The organism is Sphingomonas sp. 1F27F7B, from assembly GCF_005503355.1.
Lineage (GTDB): Bacteria > Pseudomonadota > Alphaproteobacteria > Sphingomonadales > Sphingomonadaceae > Sphingomonas.
In genome coordinates this window covers 1-22459 of the sequence record NZ_SCMK01000013.1, presented here as the reverse complement: position 1 = coordinate 22459, position 22459 = coordinate 1, and the positions used below count along the sequence as shown (strand labels likewise).

17 protein-coding genes, 1 tRNA gene and 1 pseudogene are annotated in these 22459 nt (G+C 67.2%); 11 read left to right on the top strand and 8 right to left on the bottom strand.

Annotated features, from left to right (window positions below):
• Positions 1-25 precede the first annotated feature (25 nt).
• The 10 genes from FFS08_RS13175 (at position 26) to FFS08_RS13130 (ending at position 12325) form a co-directional block, all read left to right on the top strand.
• The gene (locus tag FFS08_RS13175; protein ID WP_349290411.1) at positions 26-721 is read left to right on the top strand and encodes a response regulator transcription factor; all 696 of its coding nucleotides are present in this window, start codon (positions 26-28) and stop codon (positions 719-721) included.
• Positions 711-2063, top strand: coding sequence for a sensor histidine kinase (locus FFS08_RS13170; protein ID WP_171012599.1), 1353 nt, complete (start codon positions 711-713; stop codon positions 2061-2063). The genes FFS08_RS13175 and FFS08_RS13170 overlap by 11 nt, the downstream gene beginning before the upstream one ends.
• A 96-nt stretch (positions 2064-2159) precedes the next feature.
• Positions 2160-2498 (top strand): hypothetical protein, encoded by a 339-nt coding sequence (locus tag FFS08_RS13165; protein WP_137862088.1) that lies wholly within the window; start codon positions 2160-2162, stop codon positions 2496-2498.
• A gap of 61 nt (positions 2499-2559) precedes the next feature.
• On the top strand, positions 2560-3825 hold the full coding sequence (locus FFS08_RS13160) for a TolC family protein (RefSeq protein ID WP_137862087.1): 1266 nt from the start codon (positions 2560-2562) through the stop codon (positions 3823-3825).
• Positions 3822-4985: an efflux RND transporter periplasmic adaptor subunit gene (locus FFS08_RS13155; RefSeq protein WP_137862086.1), complete on the top strand. Its 1164-nt coding sequence runs from the start codon at positions 3822-3824 to the stop codon at positions 4983-4985. The genes FFS08_RS13160 and FFS08_RS13155 overlap by 4 nt, the downstream gene beginning before the upstream one ends.
• Positions 4986-4988: 3 nt before the next feature.
• Complete coding sequence (locus tag FFS08_RS13150; protein ID WP_137862085.1) at positions 4989-8246, top strand: efflux RND transporter permease subunit; 3258 nt, start codon at positions 4989-4991, stop codon at positions 8244-8246.
• Between the two features lie 11 nt (positions 8247-8257).
• Positions 8258-8584 carry a DUF190 domain-containing protein gene (locus tag FFS08_RS13145; RefSeq protein WP_137862084.1) on the top strand — a complete coding sequence of 109 codons (327 nt, stop codon included), beginning with the start codon at positions 8258-8260 and terminating at the stop codon, positions 8582-8584.
• 103 nt (positions 8585-8687) lie between these two features.
• On the top strand, positions 8688-9056 hold the full coding sequence (copM, locus tag FFS08_RS13140) for a CopM family metallochaperone (RefSeq protein WP_249341033.1): 369 nt from the start codon (positions 8688-8690) through the stop codon (positions 9054-9056).
• 37 nt (positions 9057-9093) lie between these two features.
• A complete protein-coding gene (locus tag FFS08_RS13135) occupies positions 9094-9780 on the top strand; it encodes a ZIP family metal transporter (protein WP_137862082.1) in 687 nt (228 codons plus the stop codon).
• A 64-nt stretch (positions 9781-9844) separates the two neighbouring features.
• Entirely contained in the window at positions 9845-12325 is a 2481-nt protein-coding gene (locus FFS08_RS13130; protein WP_137862081.1) for a heavy metal translocating P-type ATPase, read from the top strand.
• Positions 12326-12968: 643 nt separating this feature from the next.
• Here the strand turns inward: FFS08_RS13130 and FFS08_RS13125 are convergent.
• From FFS08_RS13125 to FFS08_RS13100, 6 genes are all read right to left on the bottom strand, one after another.
• Positions 12969-13044 (bottom strand) — tRNA-Lys (locus FFS08_RS13125).
• A gap of 101 nt (positions 13045-13145) precedes the next feature.
• Entirely contained in the window at positions 13146-14282 is a 1137-nt protein-coding gene (rodA, locus tag FFS08_RS13120; RefSeq protein WP_137862080.1) for a rod shape-determining protein RodA, read from the bottom strand.
• The gene (gene mrdA, locus FFS08_RS13115; RefSeq protein ID WP_137862079.1) at positions 14282-16315 is read right to left on the bottom strand and encodes a penicillin-binding protein 2; all 2034 of its coding nucleotides are present in this window, start codon (positions 16313-16315) and stop codon (positions 14282-14284) included. Before mrdA ends, rodA begins: the two co-directional genes overlap by 1 nt.
• A complete protein-coding gene (gene mreD, locus FFS08_RS13110; RefSeq protein WP_331483985.1) occupies positions 16315-16821 on the bottom strand; it encodes a rod shape-determining protein MreD in 507 nt (168 codons plus the stop codon). The genes mrdA and mreD overlap by 1 nt, the downstream gene beginning before the upstream one ends.
• 2 nt (positions 16822-16823) lie before the next feature.
• Positions 16824-17729: a rod shape-determining protein MreC gene (gene mreC / locus FFS08_RS13105; RefSeq protein WP_137862078.1), complete on the bottom strand. Its 906-nt coding sequence runs from the start codon at positions 17727-17729 to the stop codon at positions 16824-16826.
• An 18-nt stretch (positions 17730-17747) separates the two neighbouring features.
• On the bottom strand, positions 17748-18788 hold the full coding sequence (locus FFS08_RS13100) for a rod shape-determining protein (protein WP_086129461.1): 1041 nt from the start codon (positions 18786-18788) through the stop codon (positions 17748-17750).
• A 152-nt stretch (positions 18789-18940) separates the two neighbouring features.
• On the opposite strand from FFS08_RS13100, the gene mutL reads away from it, so the two are divergent.
• Positions 18941-20734: a DNA mismatch repair endonuclease MutL gene (gene mutL, locus FFS08_RS13095; RefSeq protein ID WP_137862077.1), complete on the top strand. Its 1794-nt coding sequence runs from the start codon at positions 18941-18943 to the stop codon at positions 20732-20734.
• 73 nt (positions 20735-20807) lie between these two features.
• On the opposite strand, the gene FFS08_RS13090 is transcribed toward mutL, so the two are convergent.
• Positions 20808-22136 (bottom strand): hypothetical protein, encoded by a 1329-nt coding sequence (locus FFS08_RS13090; RefSeq protein ID WP_137862076.1) that lies wholly within the window; start codon positions 22134-22136, stop codon positions 20808-20810.
• Between the two features lie 115 nt (positions 22137-22251).
• Positions 22252-22459: pseudogene (locus FFS08_RS23485) on the bottom strand (hypothetical protein); the annotation flags it as partial.

Below are 22459 nucleotides of genomic sequence, written 5' to 3'. Positions count from 1 at the left end.
GGACGGCCGTCTGAAAACTGTAACCTTGTGGCGGCAGAGCCGATGGATGCGCTTGCTTCTGATCGAAGACGATATCGCCATCGCAGACTATATCGGCGCTTGCCTGTCCAATGCCGGGCACGAGGTGCGACATGTGCTGGAAGGGCAATCCGGGCTGGTGGAGACCAAGAATGAGCATTTCGACCTGCTGATAGTCGATCGCATCCTGCCCGATGGCGATGGGGTGCTCGTCGTCGACAGCTTGCGGAAATCGGGCTTCACCAACCCCGTATTGATGCTGACCGCGCTCGGCTCCATCGAGGATCGGGTGGAAGGGCTTCGGCACGGCGCGGACGACTATCTGGTGAAGCCGTTCGCCCAGGCGGAACTGCTCGCGCGTATCGATGCGCTGTTCCGCCGATCGAAGGGCGCGTTTCAGGACGTTCATGAATATGCGTCGATCACGATCAACCGCCGCCGCCGCGAAGCCTGGCGCGCCGGCCAGCGGATCATGCTGCAGCCGCGCGAGTTCGAACTGCTGGAACAGCTTGTCCTGCACGAGGGGAGATATGTCTCCAAGGCGATGATGTTGGAAAACGTCTGGAATTTCCATTTCCACCCAGACACCAATATCGTCGAAACCCATATGAGCAGGCTGCGCCAGAAGCTGAACGCCGGGTTCGCGTCCGATGCGATCCAGACGGCGCGCAGGGTTGGCTACAGGCTCCGGGATGATTGCTAGAGGCGTGCGAAGTGCACGACAGATCACGCTGCTCTTCGTTGCGGGGCTGGTAATCGCCGGAGCGCTGCTGGGAGGGATCGCATATCTCGTCGGGCACGACGCGATCAGGGGCCAGATCGACGCCCGCATCGAAGCGGAGATGCACAGCCTGCGCCATCTTCAGAAGCAGGGCGGGAACAAGGCCCTGCTCGATGCGATCGACGAGGATGACGAGCGTGGCGGCGGCTTCGACTATGTTCTGGTGAACGCCTGGGGGCATCGCCTGTCGGGCGAGCGCGGCCATCCCCTGCTCGCCACCGGCTGGCGCGATGCCGTCTTTCGCGACGATGCGGGCAACGGAATTCCGGTCCGTGCCCTTACCGCTCATCTCGACAATGGGCTGCGCCTGACCGTTGCCACGGATACGGCGCCGGCCGCCGCGTTGTTGCGCACTACCCTTGTTCTCCTTGCGCTGGCACTACTTGTGTTGATCGTGTTGGCGATCGGATGCGGGCTGCTGTTCGAGCGGGCGATCCGCCGCCGGCTTGACCTGATGAACCGTACGGCAGTTGCGATCATCGCCGGTCATCTCGACTCCCGCATCGCGCTCAGCGGCCATGGCGACGAATTCGATCAGCTGGCGAATACGTTCAACTCGATGTTCGGTCGTGTCGAAGCGTTGATCGGCAACCTCCGTCAGGTTTCCAGCGATGTCGCGCACGAACTCCGCACGCCGATCACGCATCTGCAGAACCGGCTGGAAAGGGCGCTCGAAGAGATACCGCCGGGTTCGCCGGGGCTGGAAACCGTCGATGCCGCGATCGGAGACAGCGAACGCATCCTGTCGCTCTTTTCGGCACTGCTGCGAATATCGGAAGTCGAATCCGGTACCGTGCGCCGGTATTTCAGGACGTTCGACCTCAGCGCTCAATCCGCGATGGTCGTCGAAAGCTATTCCGCGGTTGCGGAAGACAAGGGCTGTCAGCTTCTGTCGGATATCGAGCCGGACATTTTCGTCGACGGGGATGTGGAGCTTCTCTCTCAGGCGATGACCAATCTGATCGAGAACGCCCTCAATCACAATGGGCCGGGCACCAGGGTGACGCTGGTGATCGAGCGTTGCGAGGATCGGGTGGCGCTGAGGGTCACCGACGATGGCAAGGGCATAGGCGAGGCCGATTTCCCGTTGGCGCTGCGTCGTTTCGGGCGGCTGGAGGCGCGCCGGAACCCCGCCGGCCACGGGCTTGGCCTGCCGCTTGTCCAGGCGATTGCCCGCCTGCATCAGGGTGTGCTCGAGCTGCAGGACGCGCGACCAGGGCTACGCGTGACGATCTGGCTCCGGTCCGGAGGGGCAACGGACTAGTAAAGCCATGCGGCGCGTGGATGGTGCCCGAGGGCGCAAGGGCGGCGTCCGGGCCGCGGCTTGGAACTTCGCCGGACAGCTGCTAAGGGAGGCCTGATGCGCTCCCTCTGGACCCTGCTGACCATCTGCATGGTCGCGATGTCGCTGTTCGCGACGTCGCTGGCGCATGCGACCGAGGTTCCGCCAGGTTGCGTCGACACCCAGACCGCTGTCGATATGGGGCATGCCGACGGCGATGCGGATCAGGTCCCCGCCGATGGCGACAAGGGCTATCCCCATCATCATGGCGGCTGCCACGGCCATCAGGTCGTGCCCAGAATCGTGAAGGACGCGCCGTTTGCGCGCGCGGTTGCCAAGGCGCGGTTGACGCCGGCGCCTGCCTATTTCCTGCCGGCAGCGACCGCCGACCCGGCGCTGAGACCGCCACAAGCCTGACCGTCACGCTCCCGCCGGACTCTGTCCGCGCGGGCATGTCTGACAGTCAGGAGTTTCCTACATGCATCGATTTGTCGCGGCGTTGCTTGCCGCGGCGTCCTGTGCGGGTATCGCGCAGGCGCAGACGTCGCCGCCGCCTGCGGGCGCGCAGGACGTGCTTACGCTCGACGAGGCGCTGGCCGAGGCCGGCCTGTCCTCTCCCTCCAACGAGGCCGCCGCCGCCGGCGTGCGGGCGTCCGAATCCGCGCGCACCGTTGCCGGCCTGCGGCCCAATCCTTCGGTCTCGGCCCAGTCCGAGAACGTCGTCGGCACCGGCCCCTATCGCGGGTTCGGCCAGGCCGAGACCACGGTCACCTTCTCGATGCCGGTCGAGCTGGGCGGCAAGCGCGGTGCGCGGGTCGGCGTGGCCGATGCGCGGATCGACCGGGCACAGCTCGACGCCGCGATCACGCTGGCCGATGTCCGGCTGAAGGTCACCCGGGCCTATATCGAGGCCGTGGCGGCCGAACGCCGGCTCGGTATCGCCCGCGACCAGTTGAAGATCGCGGACGAGGCGCTGCGCGTAGCCAAGGATCGGGTGATGGTCGGCGAGAGCTCGCCGATCGACGAGCAGCGCACTTCCGTCAACCAGATCAACGCGCAGACCGACCTGGAGCGCGCCGAGCGCGCCTATCAAGTGGCGCGGAGCAATCTCGCGTTGCTGACCGGCCGGGCGGTGAATACGCCGCTCGACCAGGCCTGGTTCGAGCGGACCGGCGTCTATGGCCCGGCGAGTGAGCCGCGCGCCGAGGGAACATTGGCCTTTGCGGCGGCCCGAGCGGACCTGCGCATCGCGGATGCCAATGTCCGGCTGGCACGCAGCCAGCGCGCGCCTGATCTGACGGTGAGCGCGGGTGCGCGGCGCCTGTCCGCCACCGGCGACACGGCGGCGGTGCTGGGCGTGTCGGTGCCCTTGCCCTTCTTCAACAATGGGCGGGCCTTGATTTCCCAGGCACGCGCCGAACGGGACCAGGCGGATGCGCGCCAGCGGGCGGCCAAGCTCGACGCCGAGCAGGACATCGCCAATGCCCGACGCGATCGCGACAATGCCGAGGCGAGCGTCCGGGCATCCGGCCCTGCGCTGGCCGCCGCGACCGAAGCCGCTCGCATCGCGCGGCTCGGCTATGGGCGGGGCAAGTTCGATCAGCTTGTGCTGCTCGAGGCCGAGCGCACTCTCGCCGAGACCCGTAACGCCGCGGTCGATGCCCTTGCCCAATATCATGATGCCGAGGCCCGATTGGCGCGTCTGATCGCGCCCGCGCCCGTAGTTTCCGGAGACAATCGATGACGAATGAGAACAAGCGCCTTCTGGGCGGCGCGGCCGGCATCGCGCTGGTCGCGGCACTGGGCGGCTATGGCATGGCCCAATGGAAATCGGAGCCCGCCGCACCGATCGGTGCCGAGGCGCCGAAGCGGGATGCGGCCGCCGAAGCACTGCCCGACAGCGTCGCGATGACCGAGGACGCGGTCCGCCAGGCCGGTATCGCCACGGAGACGATCAAGCGCGGCGGCCTGGGTGCCGAGATCGTGTCGCAGGCGACTGTCGCTCATGCGCCCTCGGGCGAGGCGATCGTCACCGCACGCGCAGCCGGCGCGGTCACTCGCGTGTTCAAGCGGCTTGGCGATCCCGTCCGCGCCGGCGAGGCGCTGGCGATCGTCGAAAGCCGCGACGCGGCGCAGATCGCTGCCGATCGCTCGGTCGCCAATGCCAAGGTCGTGCAGGCGCAAAAGGCGCTCGCTCGCGAGCAATATCTCTACAAGGAGCGTGTCTCGGCCAGGGTGGAGCTCGAACAGGCCCAGGCCGAAGCGGCGACCGCGGCGGCCGAGGCGCGCCGCGCCCAGGTGGCGGCCGGTGCGGCGAATGTCACCCGCGACGGCCGCGGCGTGATCGTTGCCAGCCCGATCTCGGGCAAGATCACCGCGGAGGCGGTGTCGCTGGGCGCGTTCGTCCAGCCCGAGACCGAACTCTACCGCGTCGCCGATCCGAGCAAGATCCAGATCGAGGCCGCGATCGCGCCCGCCGACGCCACCCGCGTGACGCCCGGCGACCGCGCGATCGTCGAGCTGCCCGATGGCCGTACCGTCGAGGCGAGGGTTCGCGCGGTCACCCCGACGCTGACCGGGGAGTCACGCTCGGCGACTGCGGTGCTCGACGTGCCCGCCGGGCTGCAGCCGGGCCTTGCGGTACGGGTACGCCTGCTGCCCGCCAGGGGCGACTTCACCAAATCGATCGTCGTGCCGGAGGATGCGGTCCAGTCGCTCGAAGGCCGCGATGTCGTCTTCATCCGCACTGCCCAGGGCTTCCGCGCTGTCGGCGTTCGGCTCGGCCAGCGCAGCGCCGGCCGGGTCGAGATCGTCTCGGGCCTCCAGGCAGGTCAGGCCATCGCCACCCGCAACGCATTCCTGCTCAAGGCCGAACTCGGCAAGGGCGCGGGCGAGGAGGAATAAGCGATGATCGCAGATATCATGGCGCTTTCCGTGCGAGCACGGTGGGCGATCCTCTTCATATTCCTGGCAATCGCGGGCGTCGGAGTCTGGCAGCTTACCAAGCTGCCGATCGATGCGGTGCCCGACATCACCAACAAGCAGGTCCAGATCAACACCGTCGACCGCGGGCTTTCGCCCGTCGAGATGGAGAAGCTCGTCACCTATCCGATCGAGACGGCGCTTGCCGGCATTCCCGGCCTTGAAACTACGCGATCACTGTCGCGGAACGGCTTCAGCCAGGTGACCGCGATCTTCTCGGACTCGACCGATCTTTATTTCGCCCGCCAGCAGGTCGGCGAGCGGCTCACCCAGGCAAAGGAAAGCCTGCCCCAAGGTGTCCAGCCGCAGATCGGACCCGTGACCACGGGCCTTGGCGAGGTCGTCATGTACACGGTCGGCTATGCCAATCCGGGCGGCAAGGGCGCGCCCAAGGCCGACGGACACGCCGGCTGGCAGTCCGACGGCAGCTATCTCACGCCCGAGGGGGAGCGGCTGACCGACGAGGTAGCCAAGGCCGGCTATCTGCGCACGGTGCAGGATTGGATCATCCGGCCGCAGCTTCGCACGGTAGCCGGGGTCGCCGGCGTCGACTCGATCGGCGGCTATGCCAAGACTTTCGTGGTCGAGCCCGATCCGGTCAAACTCTCCAATTACGGCATCTCGTACAGCGAGCTGGGCGAGGCGCTGGAGAACGCCAATCTCGCGGTCGGCGCCAATTTCTTCAACCGCGGCGGGGAAGCCTATCTCGTCCGTGCCGATGCCCGCATCCGCTCGGTCGAGGAGATCCGCAACGCAGTGGCGGCGACGCGCGGCGGCGTGCCGATCACGGTCGGCCAGATCGCCGCTGTGAAGGTCGGCGGTGATCTGCGTACCGGTGCCGCCAGCATGAACGGCGAGGAAGCGGTGGTCGGCACCGCGCTGATGCTGATCGGCGAGAACAGCCGCATCGTCGCCAAGGCGGTCGGCGACAAGCTCGATCAGGTCGCCAAGACCCTGCCGCCCGGCGTCAAGGTGCAGGTGGTGCTCGACCGCGCCAAGCTGGTCAACGCCACCGTGTCGACGGTCGAACGCAACTTGACCGAAGGCGCGATCCTCGTCGCGGCGGCACTGTTCCTGCTGCTCGGCAACTGGCGTGCCGCGATCATCGCGGTGCTCGTTATTCCCTTCTCGTTCCTCATGATGGCAATGGGCATGAACGCGTTCCGGGTGCCCGGAAACCTGATGAGCCTCGGCGCGCTCGACTTCGGCCTGATCGTCGACGGTGCCGTGATCATCATCGAGAACTGCTTGGCGCGCCTCGCGCACCGCCAGGCGCATGAAGGCCGGCTGCTTTCCTTGCGCGAGCGGCTGGAAGAGACGATGCGGGCGAGCCAGGAGATGATCCGCCCGACCGTGTTCGGCCAGGCGATCATCCTGCTTGCCTTCGCGCCGCTGCTGATGTTCACCGGCGTCGAGGGCAAGACCTTCTCGCCGATGGCGATCACCATCATGCTCGCGCTGGTCGCGGCCTTCATCCTCGCGATCACCCTGGTGCCGGCCCTGGTCGCGCTGCTGATTCGTGGGCGCGTCGCCGAGAAGGAAGTCTGGCTGATCCGCAAGTCGAAGGAGCGGTATCTGCCGCTGCTCGACAAGGCGATCGCACGGCCGTGGCCGTTCATCATCGGCGGCCTGGCCTTCTTCCTCGCCGCGGTGCCTGCCTTCGGCTTGCTGGGCTCGGAATTCATCCCGCAGCTCGACGAGAAGAACGTGGCGCTCGCTTCTACCCGCGTACCCTCGGTCAGCCTGGACCAGTCGCTGGCGATGCAGCGCAAGGTCGAGCAAGCCGTGCGCAAGCTGCCCGAGGTCGAACTGATGTTCTCCAAGACCGGCACGGCAGAGGTCGCCACCGACCCGATGCCGCCCAACGTCTCGGACGCGTTCGTCATCCTGAAGCCGCAGGAGCAATGGCCTGCCGGCGTGACCACCAAGGAGCAGGTGCTCGCCCGGATCGAGAAGGCGGCGGGCAGCCAGCTCGGCAATCTCTATGAGCTGAGCCAGCCGATCCAGCTGCGCTTCAACGAGCTGATCGCCGGCGTTCGCGGCGATGTCGCGATCAAGCTCTATGGCGACGATCTCGACAAGATGTCGGCTTCGGCCAACGAGATCGTCCGCGTGCTCCAGGGCATTCGGGGCGCGGCGAGCGTCAAGGCAGACCAGACGGGCGGCGCGCCGACCCTCGACATACGCTTCGATCGCGCCGCGATCGCGCGCTACGGCCTGACCTTGAAGGAAGTCGCGGACACCGTCTCCGCGGCGATGGGCGGGCGCGAGTCCGGCCTGCTCTTCGAGGGCGATCGCCGCTTCGAAGTGGCGGTGCGCGTGCCGGCGACGACACGCGCCAATCTCGACGAAGTGCTGGCGCTTCCTGTCCTGCTGCCGCAGCAGGACGGTCGGGCGCGGCGGTCGATCCCGCTCAGTCAGGTCGCCCAGATCCGCTTCGCTGACGGGCTCAACCAGATCACGCGGGAAAATGGCAAGCGCCGCGTCGTGATCCAGATGAACCTGCGCGACCGCGATGCCGGCTCGTTCGTCGACGAGGCAATGGCCAAGGTCGGACAGGTCAAGCTCCCGGCCGGCTACTATCTGGAGTGGGGCGGCCAGTTCCAGAATCTCCAGGCGGCCTCGCAGCGCTTGTCGATCGTGGTGCCGATCTGCTTCGCGATCATCTTCGGGCTGCTCTACATGGCGCTGGGTGGCCTTGGGCGCGCGGCGGCGGTGTTCCTGGCGGTCCCGTTGGGGCTTGCCGGCGGCGTGTTCACGCTCGCCATGACGGGCATCGCCTTCTCGGTCTCGGCTGCGGTTGGCTTTATCTGCCTGGCCGGCGTGGCGGTGCTCAACGGGCTCGTCGTGATGACGGCGATCCGCGAGCGGCTCGAGGCGGGGCTCGCGCTGGCGCAAGCCATCCGCGAAGGCATGGCCGACAAGATGCGCGCGGTCGTGATGACCGGGTTCGTCCCCGCTATCGGCTTCGTGCCGATGGCGCTCGCCCATGGTACCGGCGCCGAGGTCCAGAAGCCGCTCGCCACCACCGTCATCGGCGGCCTGATCGCCGCAACCATCCTCACGCTGCTGGTCCTTCCGGCCATTGCCAGGGTCGTCCTCGGCATGACCGAAGGCCGCAGGGCGAAGCGTGAGAGCGAGCAGGGGCGGGGCGGCGACGCCGCGCCGCAGCCCGAAGCCTGAGGAGAGACGAGATGTCAGACGTCAAATTGCTCCGCATCTACACCGACGAGGCGGCCTTTCACGGGGATCGCAAGGTCTTCGAGGAAGTGGCCAGCCGGGCGCGTGACGCCCGGCTGGCCGGAGCGACCGTGCTGCAGGCGCTGATCGGCTTCGGGCGCTCGGCGCACCTGCACCGGCCGCATGTGCTCGAGGAGGATCTGTCGCTCGTGATCGAGATTGTCGATCGCGAGGACCGGTTGCGCGGGTTCGTCTCCAGCATCGCCGATATCGGCGGGATCGGGCTGATCACGCTCGAGCCCGTCGAAGTGCTGCTCGGCATGCCGGCGACCGCCGACTGACCGGCCCGGGTCGCGGCGCGGCTCCGAACCGCGCGGCGACCTGGCCTTTCCTCCCGGAAGCGAGACCGAGATGAAGAACACAGGAACGATCGTTGCCCTCGCATTGCTGGTCGCCGCCTGCTCGCCGCAGGGCGAGACGCACAACTCTCACGAGACACACGATCCGAAGGGGCATGCCGCGGAGAGCCCGTTTGCCCGGGCACCCGATAATGCCGGCGGCGGCATGCACGATACCATGAACATGATTTCCGCCGGCGACGCGGACAATGATTTCCTGCGCGCGATGATCCCGCACCACCAGGGCGCGGTCGCCATGGCCCGTACGGAACTCGAATACGGCCGGGATCCTCAGGTACGCGCCCTTGCCGAGAAGGTCATCGCCACCCGGGAAGCGGAGATGGTTCAGATGCGGGCATGGCTCGCGGCGCGAGGCGCCTCGATGGACAAACCCGACAAGGCCGGTGCCAAATGACGCGCCGCTATTTCCATAGCGCCAGGGAAATCCTCTGATGGGCGCCTTGGCCTATACGCTGATTCCGGTCGCCGCGGTCCTGCTCGGATCGATCATGGCCATTGTCCGGCGGCCGGGCGAGGCGCTGGTCAGCGCGATGCAGCATCTTGCGGCCGGCGTGGTATTCGCGGCTGCCGCCACCGAGATCCTGCCTCCGGTGCTGCATCGGGCATCGCCGATGGCGACGCTTGTCGGCGGCGGTCTCGGCGTCATGGTCATGCTCGGCCTCAAGCGGATCGAAGAGCGCTTCGCCGGCAAGCTGGCGCTCGTCGCGACGGTGGGCCTCGATATTCTCGTCGATGGCCTGGTCCTCGGGCTGGCGTTCCTCGCCGGCGCCAAGGCCGGTCTGTTGCTGACGATCGCGTTGACGCTCGAAGTCCTGTTTCTCGGTCTGTCGGTGACCACCGAGCTGGCGGAAGAGACGCGCTCGAAGCCGCGGGTGATCGCGACCGTCGCCCTGCTCGCACTGATGCTGCCGCTCGGCGCGCTCGCCGCGGTTCCCCTCGCCACGCTCCCGCCTGTGGTGATTGCCGGCTTCCTGAGCTTCGGCCTGATGGCGCTGCTCTATCTCGTCACCGAGGAACTGCTTGTGGAGGCGCATGCGCGGCGGGACACGCCGCTCATCTCCGCCATGTTCTTCATCGGCTTCCTTGTCCTGCTCCTGATCGAGGAGGCGCTGGGATGACGGCTCGTTTCGCATTCCAGTCCCCGCTCCCGACCACTCCCATTCTTGCAAGGGAAATGCTCTGATGCGCGCCACGCTACGTCTCGATATTCCGGTCGTGCTGCCCGAAGTTCCCGATGCGGCGGATGCCTGCGTCGCCCGACTGATCGCCAGCCTTGAAGGCCGGGACGGCATCGCCGAGGCGCATGTCGTCCCACCGCAGGATGGCCGCGAGGCGCAGCTCTGCGTCCATTACGATCCCGACGCCTTCTCGCTCGCGCGGATCAGCGATCTGGTGAAGGGGGCAGGCGCGAGGATCACCGGACAGTTCGGGCATCTCCTCTGGGAGGTGGATGGTATCGGCCATGAACGCCGCGCACGCAGCGTCACCGAACAGCTCGAGCGGGTCGGCGGCGTGCTTGAGGCCGAAGCCAGTTCAGCCGGGCTGGTCCGGATCGAGTTCGACCGCAATCGGACCTCCGCCGAGGCGCTGCAGGAATATCTGAATCGGCTCGGCGTCGGGCGCCGGGAGCCGGCAAGGCCGGCCCCTTCGAAGAAGCACGATCATCGGGGCGGCCGGGATCATGTGCACGCCGAAGGCGAGGCGCATGACCATGGCCATGCGCATGGCGGCATTTTCGGCCCCAATACCGAGCTGATCTTCGCGCTCGCCTGTGGTGCCCTGCTCGGTATCGGCTTTGCGATCGAGAAGCTGATTGCCGCACCGGCCTGGCTGCCCGTCGCGCTGTTCGTCGGCGCCTATTACTGCGGCGGCTTCTTCACGTTGCGCGAGGCGATCGGCAATCTGAAGCGCAAGCGCTTCGAGATCGACACGCTGATGCTGGTCGCTGCCGCGGGCGCCGCGGCGCTCGGCGCCTGGGCAGAAGGCGCGCTGCTCCTCTTCCTGTTCAGCCTTGGCCATGCCCTTGAGCATTATGCCATGGGCCGCGCCAAACGGGCGATCGAAGCGCTGGCCGAGCTTGCGCCCGAGACCGCGCTGGTCTTACGCGACGGCAAGCTCCAGGAACTGCCGGTCGAGGCGCTCCTTGTCGGCGACGTCGTCACGGTGAAGCCCGACGAGCGGATCGCCGCTGACGGTTTCGTCCTCAAGGGCACGACCAGCGTCAACCAGGCGCCGGTCACCGGCGAGAGCATGCCGGTCGACAAGAGGCCGGTGATGGACGAGGCACAGGCGCGCGCCAATCCGGACACGCTCGAGGCCGCCTATCGCGTGTTCGCCGGCACGATCAACGGCGGCGGGCTGATCGAGATCGAAGTCACTCGCAAGTCGACCGACAGCGCGCTCGCCAAGGTGGTCAAGCTGGTCAGCGAGGCCGAAACCCAGAAGTCGCCGACTCAGCGCTTCACCGATCGGTTCGAGCGGATCTTCGTGCCCGCCGTTCTTGGGTTGGCCGTGCTGCTGCTGTTCGCCTGGGTGGTGATCGACGAGCCGTTTCGCGACAGCTTCTACCGCGCCATGGCGGTGCTGGTCGCCGCCAGCCCCTGCGCGCTGGCGATCGCGACGCCGAGCGCAGTCCTGTCGGGCGTGGCGCGGGCAGCGCGTGGCGGCGTGCTGGTCAAGGGCGGCGGGCCGCTCGAGAATCTCGGCTCGCTGACTGCGATTGCCTTCGACAAGACCGGCACGCTTACCGAGGGTCGTCCCCGCATCACCGAGGTCGTGACGGCCGACGGCGTCGATGGGCAAGCCCTGCTCGCGATCGCGGTGGCGGTCGAGAAGCTCAGCGACCATCCGCTCGCCCGGGCGATCGCGCGCGACGGCGCGGAGCGCCTCGGCGAACGAGCGTTGCCGGTCGCGAGCGACCTGGCAAGCCTGACCGGGCGCGGCGTCACCGCCACAATCGATGGCGAGCGCGTGACGATCGGCAAGGCCGAGATGTTCGGCGCGGACGGGATCGCGCCGCTGTCGGACGCCATGGCGAAAGCGATCGAGAAATTGCGGGCCGAAGGCCGCACGACGATGGTGGTGCGCCAGGGCGAGCGCGATCTCGGCGCGATCGGCCTGATGGATACCCCGCGCAAGGCTGCGAAGGACACGCTCGCTCGGCTGCGCGCGCTCGGCATGACTCGGATGATCATGATCTCGGGCGACAATCAGAAGGTTGCGGAGACCATTGCCGACGAAGTCGGCATCGATGAAGCCTGGGGCGACCTGATGCCCGACGACAAGGTCGGCGCGATCCGCAAGCTGCGGAACCAGGGCAGCGTCGCGATGGTCGGCGACGGGGTCAATGATGCCCCCGCCATGGCCAACGCAACAGTCGGCATCGCGATGGGTGCCGCGGGCTCGGACGTCGCGCTCGAGACTGCCGACGTCGCGCTGATGGCCGACGATCTCGCACATCTGCCCTTCGCGGTGGGCTTGAGCCGGGGGACCCGCCGGATCATCCGACAGAACCTGTTCGTGAGCCTGGGTGTGGTGGCGCTGCTGGTGCCGGCGACGATCCTCGGCCTCGGCATCGGCCCCGCGGTCGCAGCACATGAAGGATCGACCTTGCTGGTGGTGTTCAACGCGCTGCGTCTGCTTGCCTATCGGGAGCGGGAATGATGGCGGAGGCGGACCAGGAAATCTCGCGCGGTGCATCGCCGGCATCGGCCGAAGGACCGGCCGTGACCGGACAACTCGAACACGGGGACCCGGCCTCGAAAGGCGAGCCTTGAAACGCCTTGCGCGGCGGCAAGCCCCCGGGATGTATCCTGCCGCCGCATCCGGGACCATATGGGAAGAACAGGAGATAGGGTTCAAATCGATTGCAGGCGCCATGCTCGCCTGGACGACAACTGGCCTGAGTGGATGCGCTTCGGGCTGCGGCTCACGACCCCGGTGTCCCAAGCGGGCTATGAGCGTCTGCGGGTCTTCTCGGTAAGCGTCCAAAGCCGGGCGGCTGGCGCGCGTTGCCCGCTAGCCCGGGCGCGGCCATTCTGCAATCGGTCCATAGGCGGATCTGCAGACTGCGGCCGTGGTACGGAAACTGACCATCCAATTGGCGATCAAGCACCTCGTGTGACCGTCGGAGAGGAGGAGCATGCGGCCCACGCTGCCGGCCATCGAGGTTCGACGAGCGAGATGTTCCAGAATCATTCGCTCTAAGTCGCGGCTGTTCGCGCCGTCGGTGGAGCCCAATTCAATAGGAGTTGGGCAGGGTCTCGCTGGCGTTTTCCAGCTAAGTTATCGATTTTCTGGAGAAGTATGGTGGACGCACTAGGGCTCGAACCTAGGACCCGCTGATTAAGAGTCAGCTGCTCTACCAACTGAGCTATGCGTCCATTCCGGGTTGTTTCGGCGCCCTTGGTGTGTGCGCCTCCGCAGTGGAGGGGCGCCTTTAGCGTCGTGCTTCGCGGCTTGTAAACCCCCTATCTCGAAAAAATCACCAGCGCTGCACGCGGCGGCTCTGGCGGTCGATCGAAAGCAGGATTCCGAAGCAGATCATGAAGGTCATCACGGCCGTGCCGCCGAAGCTGATCAGCGGCAGCGGCACGCCCACCACCGGCGCCAGGCCCATCACCATCGCCATGTTGATCGCGCAATAGTAAAAGATCGTGGCCGAGAGGCCCGCCGCGGTCAGCCGGGCGAACCGGCTCTGCGCGCGCAGGCTCACCCCGATGCCCCAGCGGATCAGGATGCCGAAGCCGACGATCAGGAAGAAGCCGCCCATCAGGCCCCATTCCTCCATCATCGTGGCCAGGGCGAAATCGGTATGACCCTCCGGCAGATAGTCGAGATGGCTCTGCGTGCCCTGGAGGAAGCCCTTGCCGAACACGCCGCCCGATCCGATCGCTACCTTGGACTGGCTGATGTGATAGCCGGTGCCCAGCGGGTCGCTCTCGGGGTCGAGGAAGATCAGCACGCGGTTGCGCTGATAATCGTGCAGGACGAAGTTCACCGCCAGCGGCGCCGCCACTGCCAGCGCCAGCGCGCCGCCGATGAACAGGCGCAGCGGGATGCCGGCGAGGAACATGATCGTCACACCGCCCGCAGTGATCATCAGCGCAGTGCCGAGGTCGGGCTGGAGCATGACCAGGCCGGCGGGAATGCCGATCAGCACACAGGCCGGCCAGATCGCGCCGAACTTCCGGATCTCGCCCGCGGGCAATATCTCGTAGAAGCGCGCCATCGCCATCACGATCACCGGCTTCATCAATTCGGAAGGCTGCAACCGGATGAAACCCAGGTCGAGCCAGCGCTGACTGCCGCCGGCCACCGCACCGAGCAGCTCCACGCCCACCAGCATCACCACGATGACGATGTACATGGGGAAGGCGCCCAGTGCCCAGAAGCTCTCCGGCACGCGCGACAAGCCGATCGCCATCGCCAGGAACACGAAGAAGCGCAGTCCCTGGTTGAACGCCCAGGGCGTCATGCTGCCGCTCGCGGCCGAATAGAGCACGACCAGCCCGAACATGCCGATCGCCACCACCAGCCCGATGATCCGCCAGGGCAGCTGCGCCAGCGGCCCCGGAACGATGCCCGAGGGGCCGAGGCCGGAGGATTGGAGCGTGGCCATCAGTCTGCCTCCACGCTGCCGCGTTCGGCCGCGCTGCTGTCGATCGTGTTGCTGGTCGTGGCGTTGGCGGCTTCAGAAGCGACGGTGCTGGCCGCTTCCGCCGCATCCTCGGGCGCTTCGGGCGGCGGCGCGCTCTGCGCTGCCTTGAACGCTGCGGACTGGGCCGCCATCCGGGTGCGGTAGTCGCCGCCCCAGGTAGGCTCCTCGGCATGAAGCGAATCCATCGCGCGCTTCCGGTCGAACAGGAACGTCATGATGTCGCGGCCGATCATCGGCGTGTCGAGGTTGCGGATCGTGTGGCCGTTATGCTCGAGCACGATGCCGGCGGCATATTTGGGGTTGTCCGCCGGGGCGAAGCAGACGAGCAGCGCGTGGTCGCGCAGCTTGAAGGGCAGCGAGGCGTTCTTGAGCACGCCCGAGGCCCGCTCCGCCATGGTGATGCGGCGGACCTGCGCGGTACCGGTCTTGCCGGCCAGGGTGATGCCGGGGACCTGGATCCGTGCCGCGCCGCCGGTGCCGCCCGAATTGATCACCCCGAACATCGCGTCGCGGATGATCGCCAGCTGCTCGGGCGTGGAGGCGAGGGGCAGGGCTTCCTGGTGCGGCGCATCCGCGAGCAGCCGCGGGACGAGCTGGCGCCCGGAAGCCAGCCGGCTCGCCATCACTGCCAGCTGCAGCGGATTGGCGAGCACATAACCCTGGCCGATCGAGGCATTGAGCGAATCGGCCACCGTCCAGGGCCGTTTGTAGCGCTTCAGCTTCCAGGCGCTGTCGGGCACGGTGCCGAAGCGCTGGGTGGAGAAGGGCAGGTCGAATTTCTGCCCGAGGCCGAGCGCGCGCGCCATCGGCGCCACCGCATCATAGCCGACGCGGCGGACCATCTCGTAGAAATAGATGTCGCAGCTCTGCATGATCGCGTGCTTGAGGTCGAGCGCGCCATGGCCACCGCGCTTGTGGCAGTGGAACACGCCGTTGCCGACGCGCAGCGCGCCCGAGCAGACCACACGGGCATTGGGATCGACGCCCGCATGCAGAAGTGCCAGGCCGTTCATCGGCTTCACCGTCGAGCCCGGCGGATAGAGGCCCTGCAGCACCTTGTTCATCAAGGGCACATGGTCGTCCTCGCTCAGCATCTTCCATTCGTTGCGGCTGATGCCGTCGGAAAAGCTGTTGGGATCATAGGCGGGCATCGAGACCATGGCGAGGATGTCGCCATTGCTCACGTCGATCACCACTGCCGAGCCCGAATTGGTGCCCAGGCGGCGTGCGACATATTCCTGGAGCAGCGCATCGATGGTGAGCTTCACTGTCTCGCCCGGCTGGTCGGGCCGGGTGGCGAGCTCCTGGACCAGGCGGCCATGCGCGGTGACTTCGACGCGCTTGGCACCCGGCGTGCCGCGCAGCCGATCCTCCAGCGTCTTCTCCAGCCCGTCCTTGCCCAGCTTGAAGCCCGGGGCGACGAGAAGGGGGTCCTTCTCCTTTTGATATTGCTCGGCCGAAGCGGTGCCGACATAGCCGACGAGGTGCGCGACGCCCGCGGCCAGCGGATAGTTGCGCGAGAAGCCGCGGGTAGGCTGCACGCCGGGCATCTCCGGCACGCGCACGCTCACCGCGGCGAAGCGCTCCCAGTCGAGATTGTCGGAGACCTGCACCGGCTGGAAGCCCGCGGCCCGCTTCAGATCGGTGCGGATCCGCGACATCTCTTCCTCGGAGAGGCTCAGGATCTGCTGGAGCATGCCCAGCGTCTTCTCCTTGTCCTCCATCCGGTCGGGGATCATGTCGACGCGGAACGCAGTGCGGTTGTTGGCGATCGGGATGCCGCTGCGGTCGACGATCCAGCCCCGCCGCGGCGGCGTGAGCGTCAGGCGCACGCGGTTGCTCTCGGCGGTCAGGCGGTAGCGCTCATTCTCGAACACGGCGAGCCAGGTCATGCGCCCGGCCAGCACCAGCGCAGCTGCGCCCTGGATTCCGCCGAGCACCAGCGCGCGGCGAGAGAAACTATAAGCCTGCGCTGCTTCGGTGATCCGGGCCATTATTGTCGCTTCTTATCCCGATCGAGCCATGCGCAGAACCGGGCAACCACGGGGAACAGCGCCGCCGAGACGAGAATCTGGATCAGCAGCGCCGTGTCGACATGCGCAGTGAAGGGGGCCGCCACCAAGCGCCCTGCGATCAGCACGAAGGCGATCGCACCGCTGGCGATCAGCCAGTCCTGCCAGAAGTCGCGCCATACCAGCCGCGTGTCGAGCACATCCACCATCAGCACCGCCGCCGACCATAGCAGCATCGCGCTGCCCAGGGGCTGGCCGCTCAGCATGTCGTCGAAAAAGCCCAGCGGCACGGGCATCCACACCTTCATTGCATCGCCGCGCATCAGCCGCCAGGCGAGCAGCATCATCAGCCCGAAGGGCGGCAGGAGCGGCACGGTGGCCACCACCGGCAGCAGGGTCGTCATCGAACCCAGCACCACCGAGAGCGGCGCCAGCCAGATGCTGCGCGGCATCTTCTCGCTGCGGCCGAGGGGAATATAGTCGGTCACCGCTACTTCTTCCCGGCCTTGGGCTTTGCGCTGGGCGAGGGCTTGGGGGACGGCGTTGGCGTGGGGTCAGGCAGGAAAGTCGCCTGGACGAGCGCGAAATCGAGCGCGTCGGGATTGGCCGAAGGCTCGGCCACTGCGATGTCGCGCGACGTGCGGATAACCCGCGCAACGGGGATGTTGGGCGAGAAGATGCCGCCGGTGCCCGAAGTGACGAAGGTGTCGCCCGGCTTGAAGATCATCGTCGCCACGCTCGCCGAGCGGATGTCGAGCAATCCGTCGCCGCGCCCGGCCGCGATCGCGGGCAGGCCGTCGCGGGTGCGGCGCACGGGAACGATGCTCTCGGGATCGACGATCAGGAGCACGCGCGCCGTGTTGGGGCTGGTCTCGACAACCTGTCCGATCAGCCCGTCGGGCTGGCGTACCGGCTGGCCCGTCTTCACGCCCTGCCAGCCGCCCGCGTTGAGCGTCGCATAGCGCCGGGTGCTGCCGATCGAACTCGCCACCAGCCGCGCCACCACCACCGCATCGGTGGAGGCGTCGCGCAGCTTGAGCATCTCGCGCAGATGCCGGTTCTCCTGGTTCAGCGTGCGCGCGCGCGACACCAGCAGCTCGTTATCGGCGATCTGCTTCTTGAGCCGGGCATTCTCGCCGCGGACGTTCACATAGCTGGATACGCCCTCGGGCACGCCCGCGACGCTGGTGCGCACCCAGGTGAAGCCGGAAGCGATGGGCGTGGTGATCTCGGAGAAGAAGCCACGCACCGCACCGAAGGCCGGCGGATTGAATATCGAAAGCAGCAACAGGCTGGCCGCGATCAGCATCCCGCCGACCAGCCCCACATAGCCGAGGAAGAGCCCGTATTGCGCCCGCCGCGAAAAACCCGGGCGCCGGTTGCGTGGCGGCGCCATAGTCCCCCTTGCCTCCGATTAGACCGAGATCAGGACGCCGCGGAACACCGGATCCTCGAGCGCACGGCCAGTGCCGAGCGCCACGCAGGTGAGCGGGTCTTCCGCGATCGTGACCGGCAGGCCCGTCTCGTCGCGGAGCACTTCGTCGATGCCCTGCAGCAGCGCGCCGCCGCCAGTGAGCACGATGCCCTGGTCGACGATGTCCGCCGCCAGCTCCGGCGCGGTGTTCTCGAGCGCGATGCGCACGCCCTCGACGATCGTGCCGACGGGCTCCGAGAGCGCCTCGGCGATCTGGCCCTGGTTGATCTGGATTTCCTTGGGCACCCCGTTGACGAGGTCGCGGCCCTTGATGTGGATCGTCTGGCCGATGCCGTCCGCCGGCGGCTTGGCGACGCCGACTTCCTGCTTGATGCGCTCCGCGGTGGCTTCGCCGATCAGCAGATTGTGATTGCGGCGGACGTAGCTGACGATCGACTCGTCCATCTTGTCGCCGCCGACGCGGACCGAGGTGGAATAGGCGAGGCCGCGCAGCGAGAGCACCGCGACTTCGGTGGTGCCGCCGCCGATGTCGACGACCATCGAGCCGATCGGCTCGGTCACCGGCATGTCGGCGCCGATCGCCGCCGCCATCGGCTCCTCGATCAGCCATACCTGCGATGCGCCGGCGTTCGACGCGGCGTCGCGGATCGCGCGGCGCTCGACCGAGGTGGAGCCCGAGGGCACGCAGATCACGATCTGCGGCCAGCGCATGAAGCGCCGCTGGCCATGCACCTTGCGGATGAAGTGCTTGATCATCTCCTCGGCGATGTCGATGTCGGCGATCACGCCGTCGCGCAGGGGGCGGATCGCCTCGATGCTGCCCGGGGTCTTGCCCATCATCAGCTTGGCGTCGTCGCCGACCGCCTTGACGCGCTTGACGCCGTTGAGCGTCTCGACCGCCACCACCGACGGCTCGTTGAGGACAACGCCGCGGCCGCGGAGATACACAACCGTGTTCGCGGTGCCGAGGTCGATCGCCATGTCGTGGGACATGAAATTGAACAAGCGGGGAAATGCCATCTATGTTTCCGTCCTGCCGGGCGGGCGCCCGCCGCCGGCTAATCGCACAAAATATCTAGTCCGGGACCTTTCCGGGACGGACTGGAGAATCCGGCCTGGTTGCCATGCGGTTGGGGTCGCGGGATGCCGCCGCTTGGGCTAGAGCAACGACCATGTCAATACGCCGTCTGCCCGAACACCTTGTCAACCGAATTGCAGCGGGAGAAGTGGTCGAACGCCCCGCCAGCGCGCTGAAAGAACTGGTCGAAAACGCAATCGATGCCGGCGCTACCCGGATCGCAGTCAAACTGGCCGGCGGCGGCACCGATCTGATCGAGGTCACCGATGACGGTTGCGGCATGTCGCCGCCCGAAATGGCGCTCGCGCTGGAGCGCCACGCCACCTCCAAGCTGCCCGACGACGAAATCGACCAGGTCACGACCCTGGGCTTTCGCGGCGAGGCCTTGCCTTCGATCGCCAGCGTCGCGCGGATGACGCTGGAGAGCCGGGTGCGCGGTGCCGAAGGGTGGAGCCGGGTGGTGGACAATGGCGCAGTCGTCTCCGAGGCCCCCGCCGCGCTGCCCCCGGGCACGCGCGTGCGCGTCGAGGCGCTGTTCGGCCGCGTGCCCGCGCGCCGCAAGTTCCTGCGCTCGCCCCGCGCGGAATATGCCGCCAGCCTCGATGTGATGAAGCGGCTCGCCATGGCCCGGCCCGACATCGCCTTCTCGGTCGAGCATGACGGGCGCAAGGCATTGCAGGTCCAGGGCGGGGAGAGCGGCCCGGAGCGCGTCGCCGGGCTCACCGACCGGGCGCTCGCCGAGAACAGCGTCGCGATCGATTTCGAGCGCGAGGGGCTGGTGCTCGGCGGCGTCGCCGGCCTGCCGACCTTCAATCGCGGCGTGGCGGATCACCAATATCTGTTCGTCAACGGCCGGCCGGTAAAGGATCGGCTGCTGATCGGCGCGCTGCGCGGCGCCTATGCCGAGATGCTGGCGCGCGACCGCCACCCCGTCGTGGCCCTGTTCCTCCAGGTTCCTGCCGACCAAGTCGACGTCAATGTCCACCCCGCCAAGACCGAGGTTCGCTTCCGCGACCCGGCGCTGGTGCGCGGCATGATCGTCTCGGGCCTGCGCCGCGCGCTCGACGAGGCCGGCCATCGCAGCGTCCAGCGGCCGAGCGAAGCCGCTCTGGGGATGTGGACCAGCGAGCCGAGCGCGCCGGCGCCGCAGCTCTGGGATGCCGAGCCGATACATACGCCCGCGCCGCATTATGGTCCCGCGCCGACCCACAGCTATGGCAGCGTCCAGGATCGCCGGCCGAGCTTCAGCGCGCCGCCGCCGCTCGCCCGCGCCGAGCCCGCGATCGCGCCGGTGCCGCAGAGCGTCCAGCATCCGCTCGGCGTCGCGCGCGGCCAGGTTGCCAAGACCTATATCGTCGCCGAAGCCGAGGACGGACTGGTCCTGGTCGACCAGCATGCCGCGCACGAGCGCCTGGTGCTGGAGCGGATGCGCCGGGCCATGTCCGAAGGCGGGGTGGCGTCGCAGGGCCTGCTTGTCCCCGAGGTCGTCGAGCTGGACGAGCCCGCGTGCGACCGGCTCGAGGCGCGAGCCGGGGAGCTATCGGAGTTCGGCCTCGACCTGGAGCGTTTCGGCCCGCGCGCGATGCTGGTCCGGGGGGTGCCGGCGGCGCTCGGCAAGGGCGACGTCCACGCGCTGGTGACCGATCTCGCCGACGAGCTCGCCAGCTTCGACGAGGCGCTCAGCCTGAAGGAAAGGCTCGATCACGTTGCCGCGACCATGGCCTGTCATGGTTCGGTGCGGGCGGGGCGAGTGTTGTCGGTCGCCGAGATGAACGCGTTGCTCCGCGAGATGGAAGTCACGCCGCATTCCGGCCAGTGCAACCATGGGCGCCCGACCTGGGTGAAGCTGGCGCATGGCGATATCGAGAAGCTGTTCGGGAGGAAGTGATGTCGGGGGTGCCCGCTTCCGGTTTCCGCTTGAAGCTTGCGGGCCCCGGATCCGGGGCCCGCGCTCCTGCCGGCTAGGTCAAGGAGATAGCCGCTGATCTCACCGAGCCGTCGGCAAGCTTGACGAGCGCGCAGAGCTGGCCGCTTGTCTCGTTCACGAAGAACGTCAGCTGGCCGGCGGAAAGCGCATTGCCGCCCGGGCTCGCGGCCGGGCATTTGAGATAGCGCTGGCCGCTGGCGTCCAGCCGTTCGGCCAGGCCGGTTCCGACCTCAAAGCGTTGCATGTCCATGCCGCTTCCATTGCCGTTGTTGATCACTTGCCACGCGGCGTTTGACACGGATTGACCGGCACCGCGCATGACCAGCACCGACTGGTTGTCGGTAGGCGAGCGGATCAATTCGAGGTGTGGGCCGATGCCGTCATATTTTCGATGCTGAACCGGCGCATTCACTTTGGCGGGAGGCGCGAGCGGTTTCGTGGCGCCGGGAACGCTCGGCGCGCCCGGGGCGATCACCGTGGTTCGAGCGCCATTGTCGCTGAGCACGACGGCTGGCTCGCCGCTGGAAAGGTTCCAGGCCGGCGCGATCACGGTGCAATCCTCGCAATTGGCATCGATCACGATGCCCTTTCCCGTGACTCTCATTGGGGCGATCTGCGCGCCGAAGACGCTGACGTTGGCGGCATTGCTGATCATCAGTTCCGTGTCGTTCGCGGCGCGCAGCAGCCAGCCCGGGCCGATCAGGACCTCATTGGCATATTCGACAAGGAGGCCGTATTTGGCGTGCTCGAGATTGCCTTCGCCCTCCAGGACCACGTGATTGATGCGGTCGCTCGCAAGGCCCTTGATGTGGATTCCCGCGGAGCCGGGGCCGCCGCCATCGCCCATGGTGCCCCGCTCGAAGACGTTCAGGATATTGCGCAGCACGACATTGCCGCGTGGCGGTACCAGGCCGGTCTTCGTCTGCTCGATCAGGATGCCCCTGATCCGCAGCGCCTCGGGGGCCGCCGCTTCGCCGCCATTGGTGATTCCGTCCACTACCGCATACACCTGATCGCGCAGGCGAAGCGCGACCGACTCATTGGTTGCAACTACATGCCCCCAGCGGAACCCGATGTTCGAGATGCTGACATGGTCGGCTTCGTCAAAGGCAAGGATGGCGCCCCCGCCGGGAATGGTGCCGGTGCCGTCATAGCGGATGAGCGTCGTATTGCGATTCTCGCCGAAGATTCGACTGTTGCGCCGCCCGTTCAGCTGGCTGGTGACTCTGTAGGGCTGTGCCGGCGAGGGGATGAAGCCAGCTTTCCCCTCGCACGCGTCCAGAAAGGCCTGCAATGCGGCGGTGTCGTCGGTGATGCCGTCCCCGACGACATCGAAATCGCTTGCCGAAATGATATGGCTCACGTCGTTCTCCTTCGCGTTCCGCGCGCACCATGACGATGCATCCGAATCGGAACAAAGAGAGAACTGCTTCTTGAAGTCCTACATGTAAACCGTGGCTGGAACCCGATGGAGAGGCCTAGCGCCGCACCTTGCCGAAGTGCCACGCACAGAAGCTTCCCAGCGCCAGCCAGCCCGCGATCACCGGCCATATGCCATAGGTCCGCAGCGGATAGCTGAGCAGCGCCGATATCCCGATCAGCAGGTTCGCCGAGCCCCAGTAGAAGTTCATCAGCGGCGTCGAGAGCGCCACGCCGCGCGGGCGGGCGAAGGGGGTGGGGAAGGGC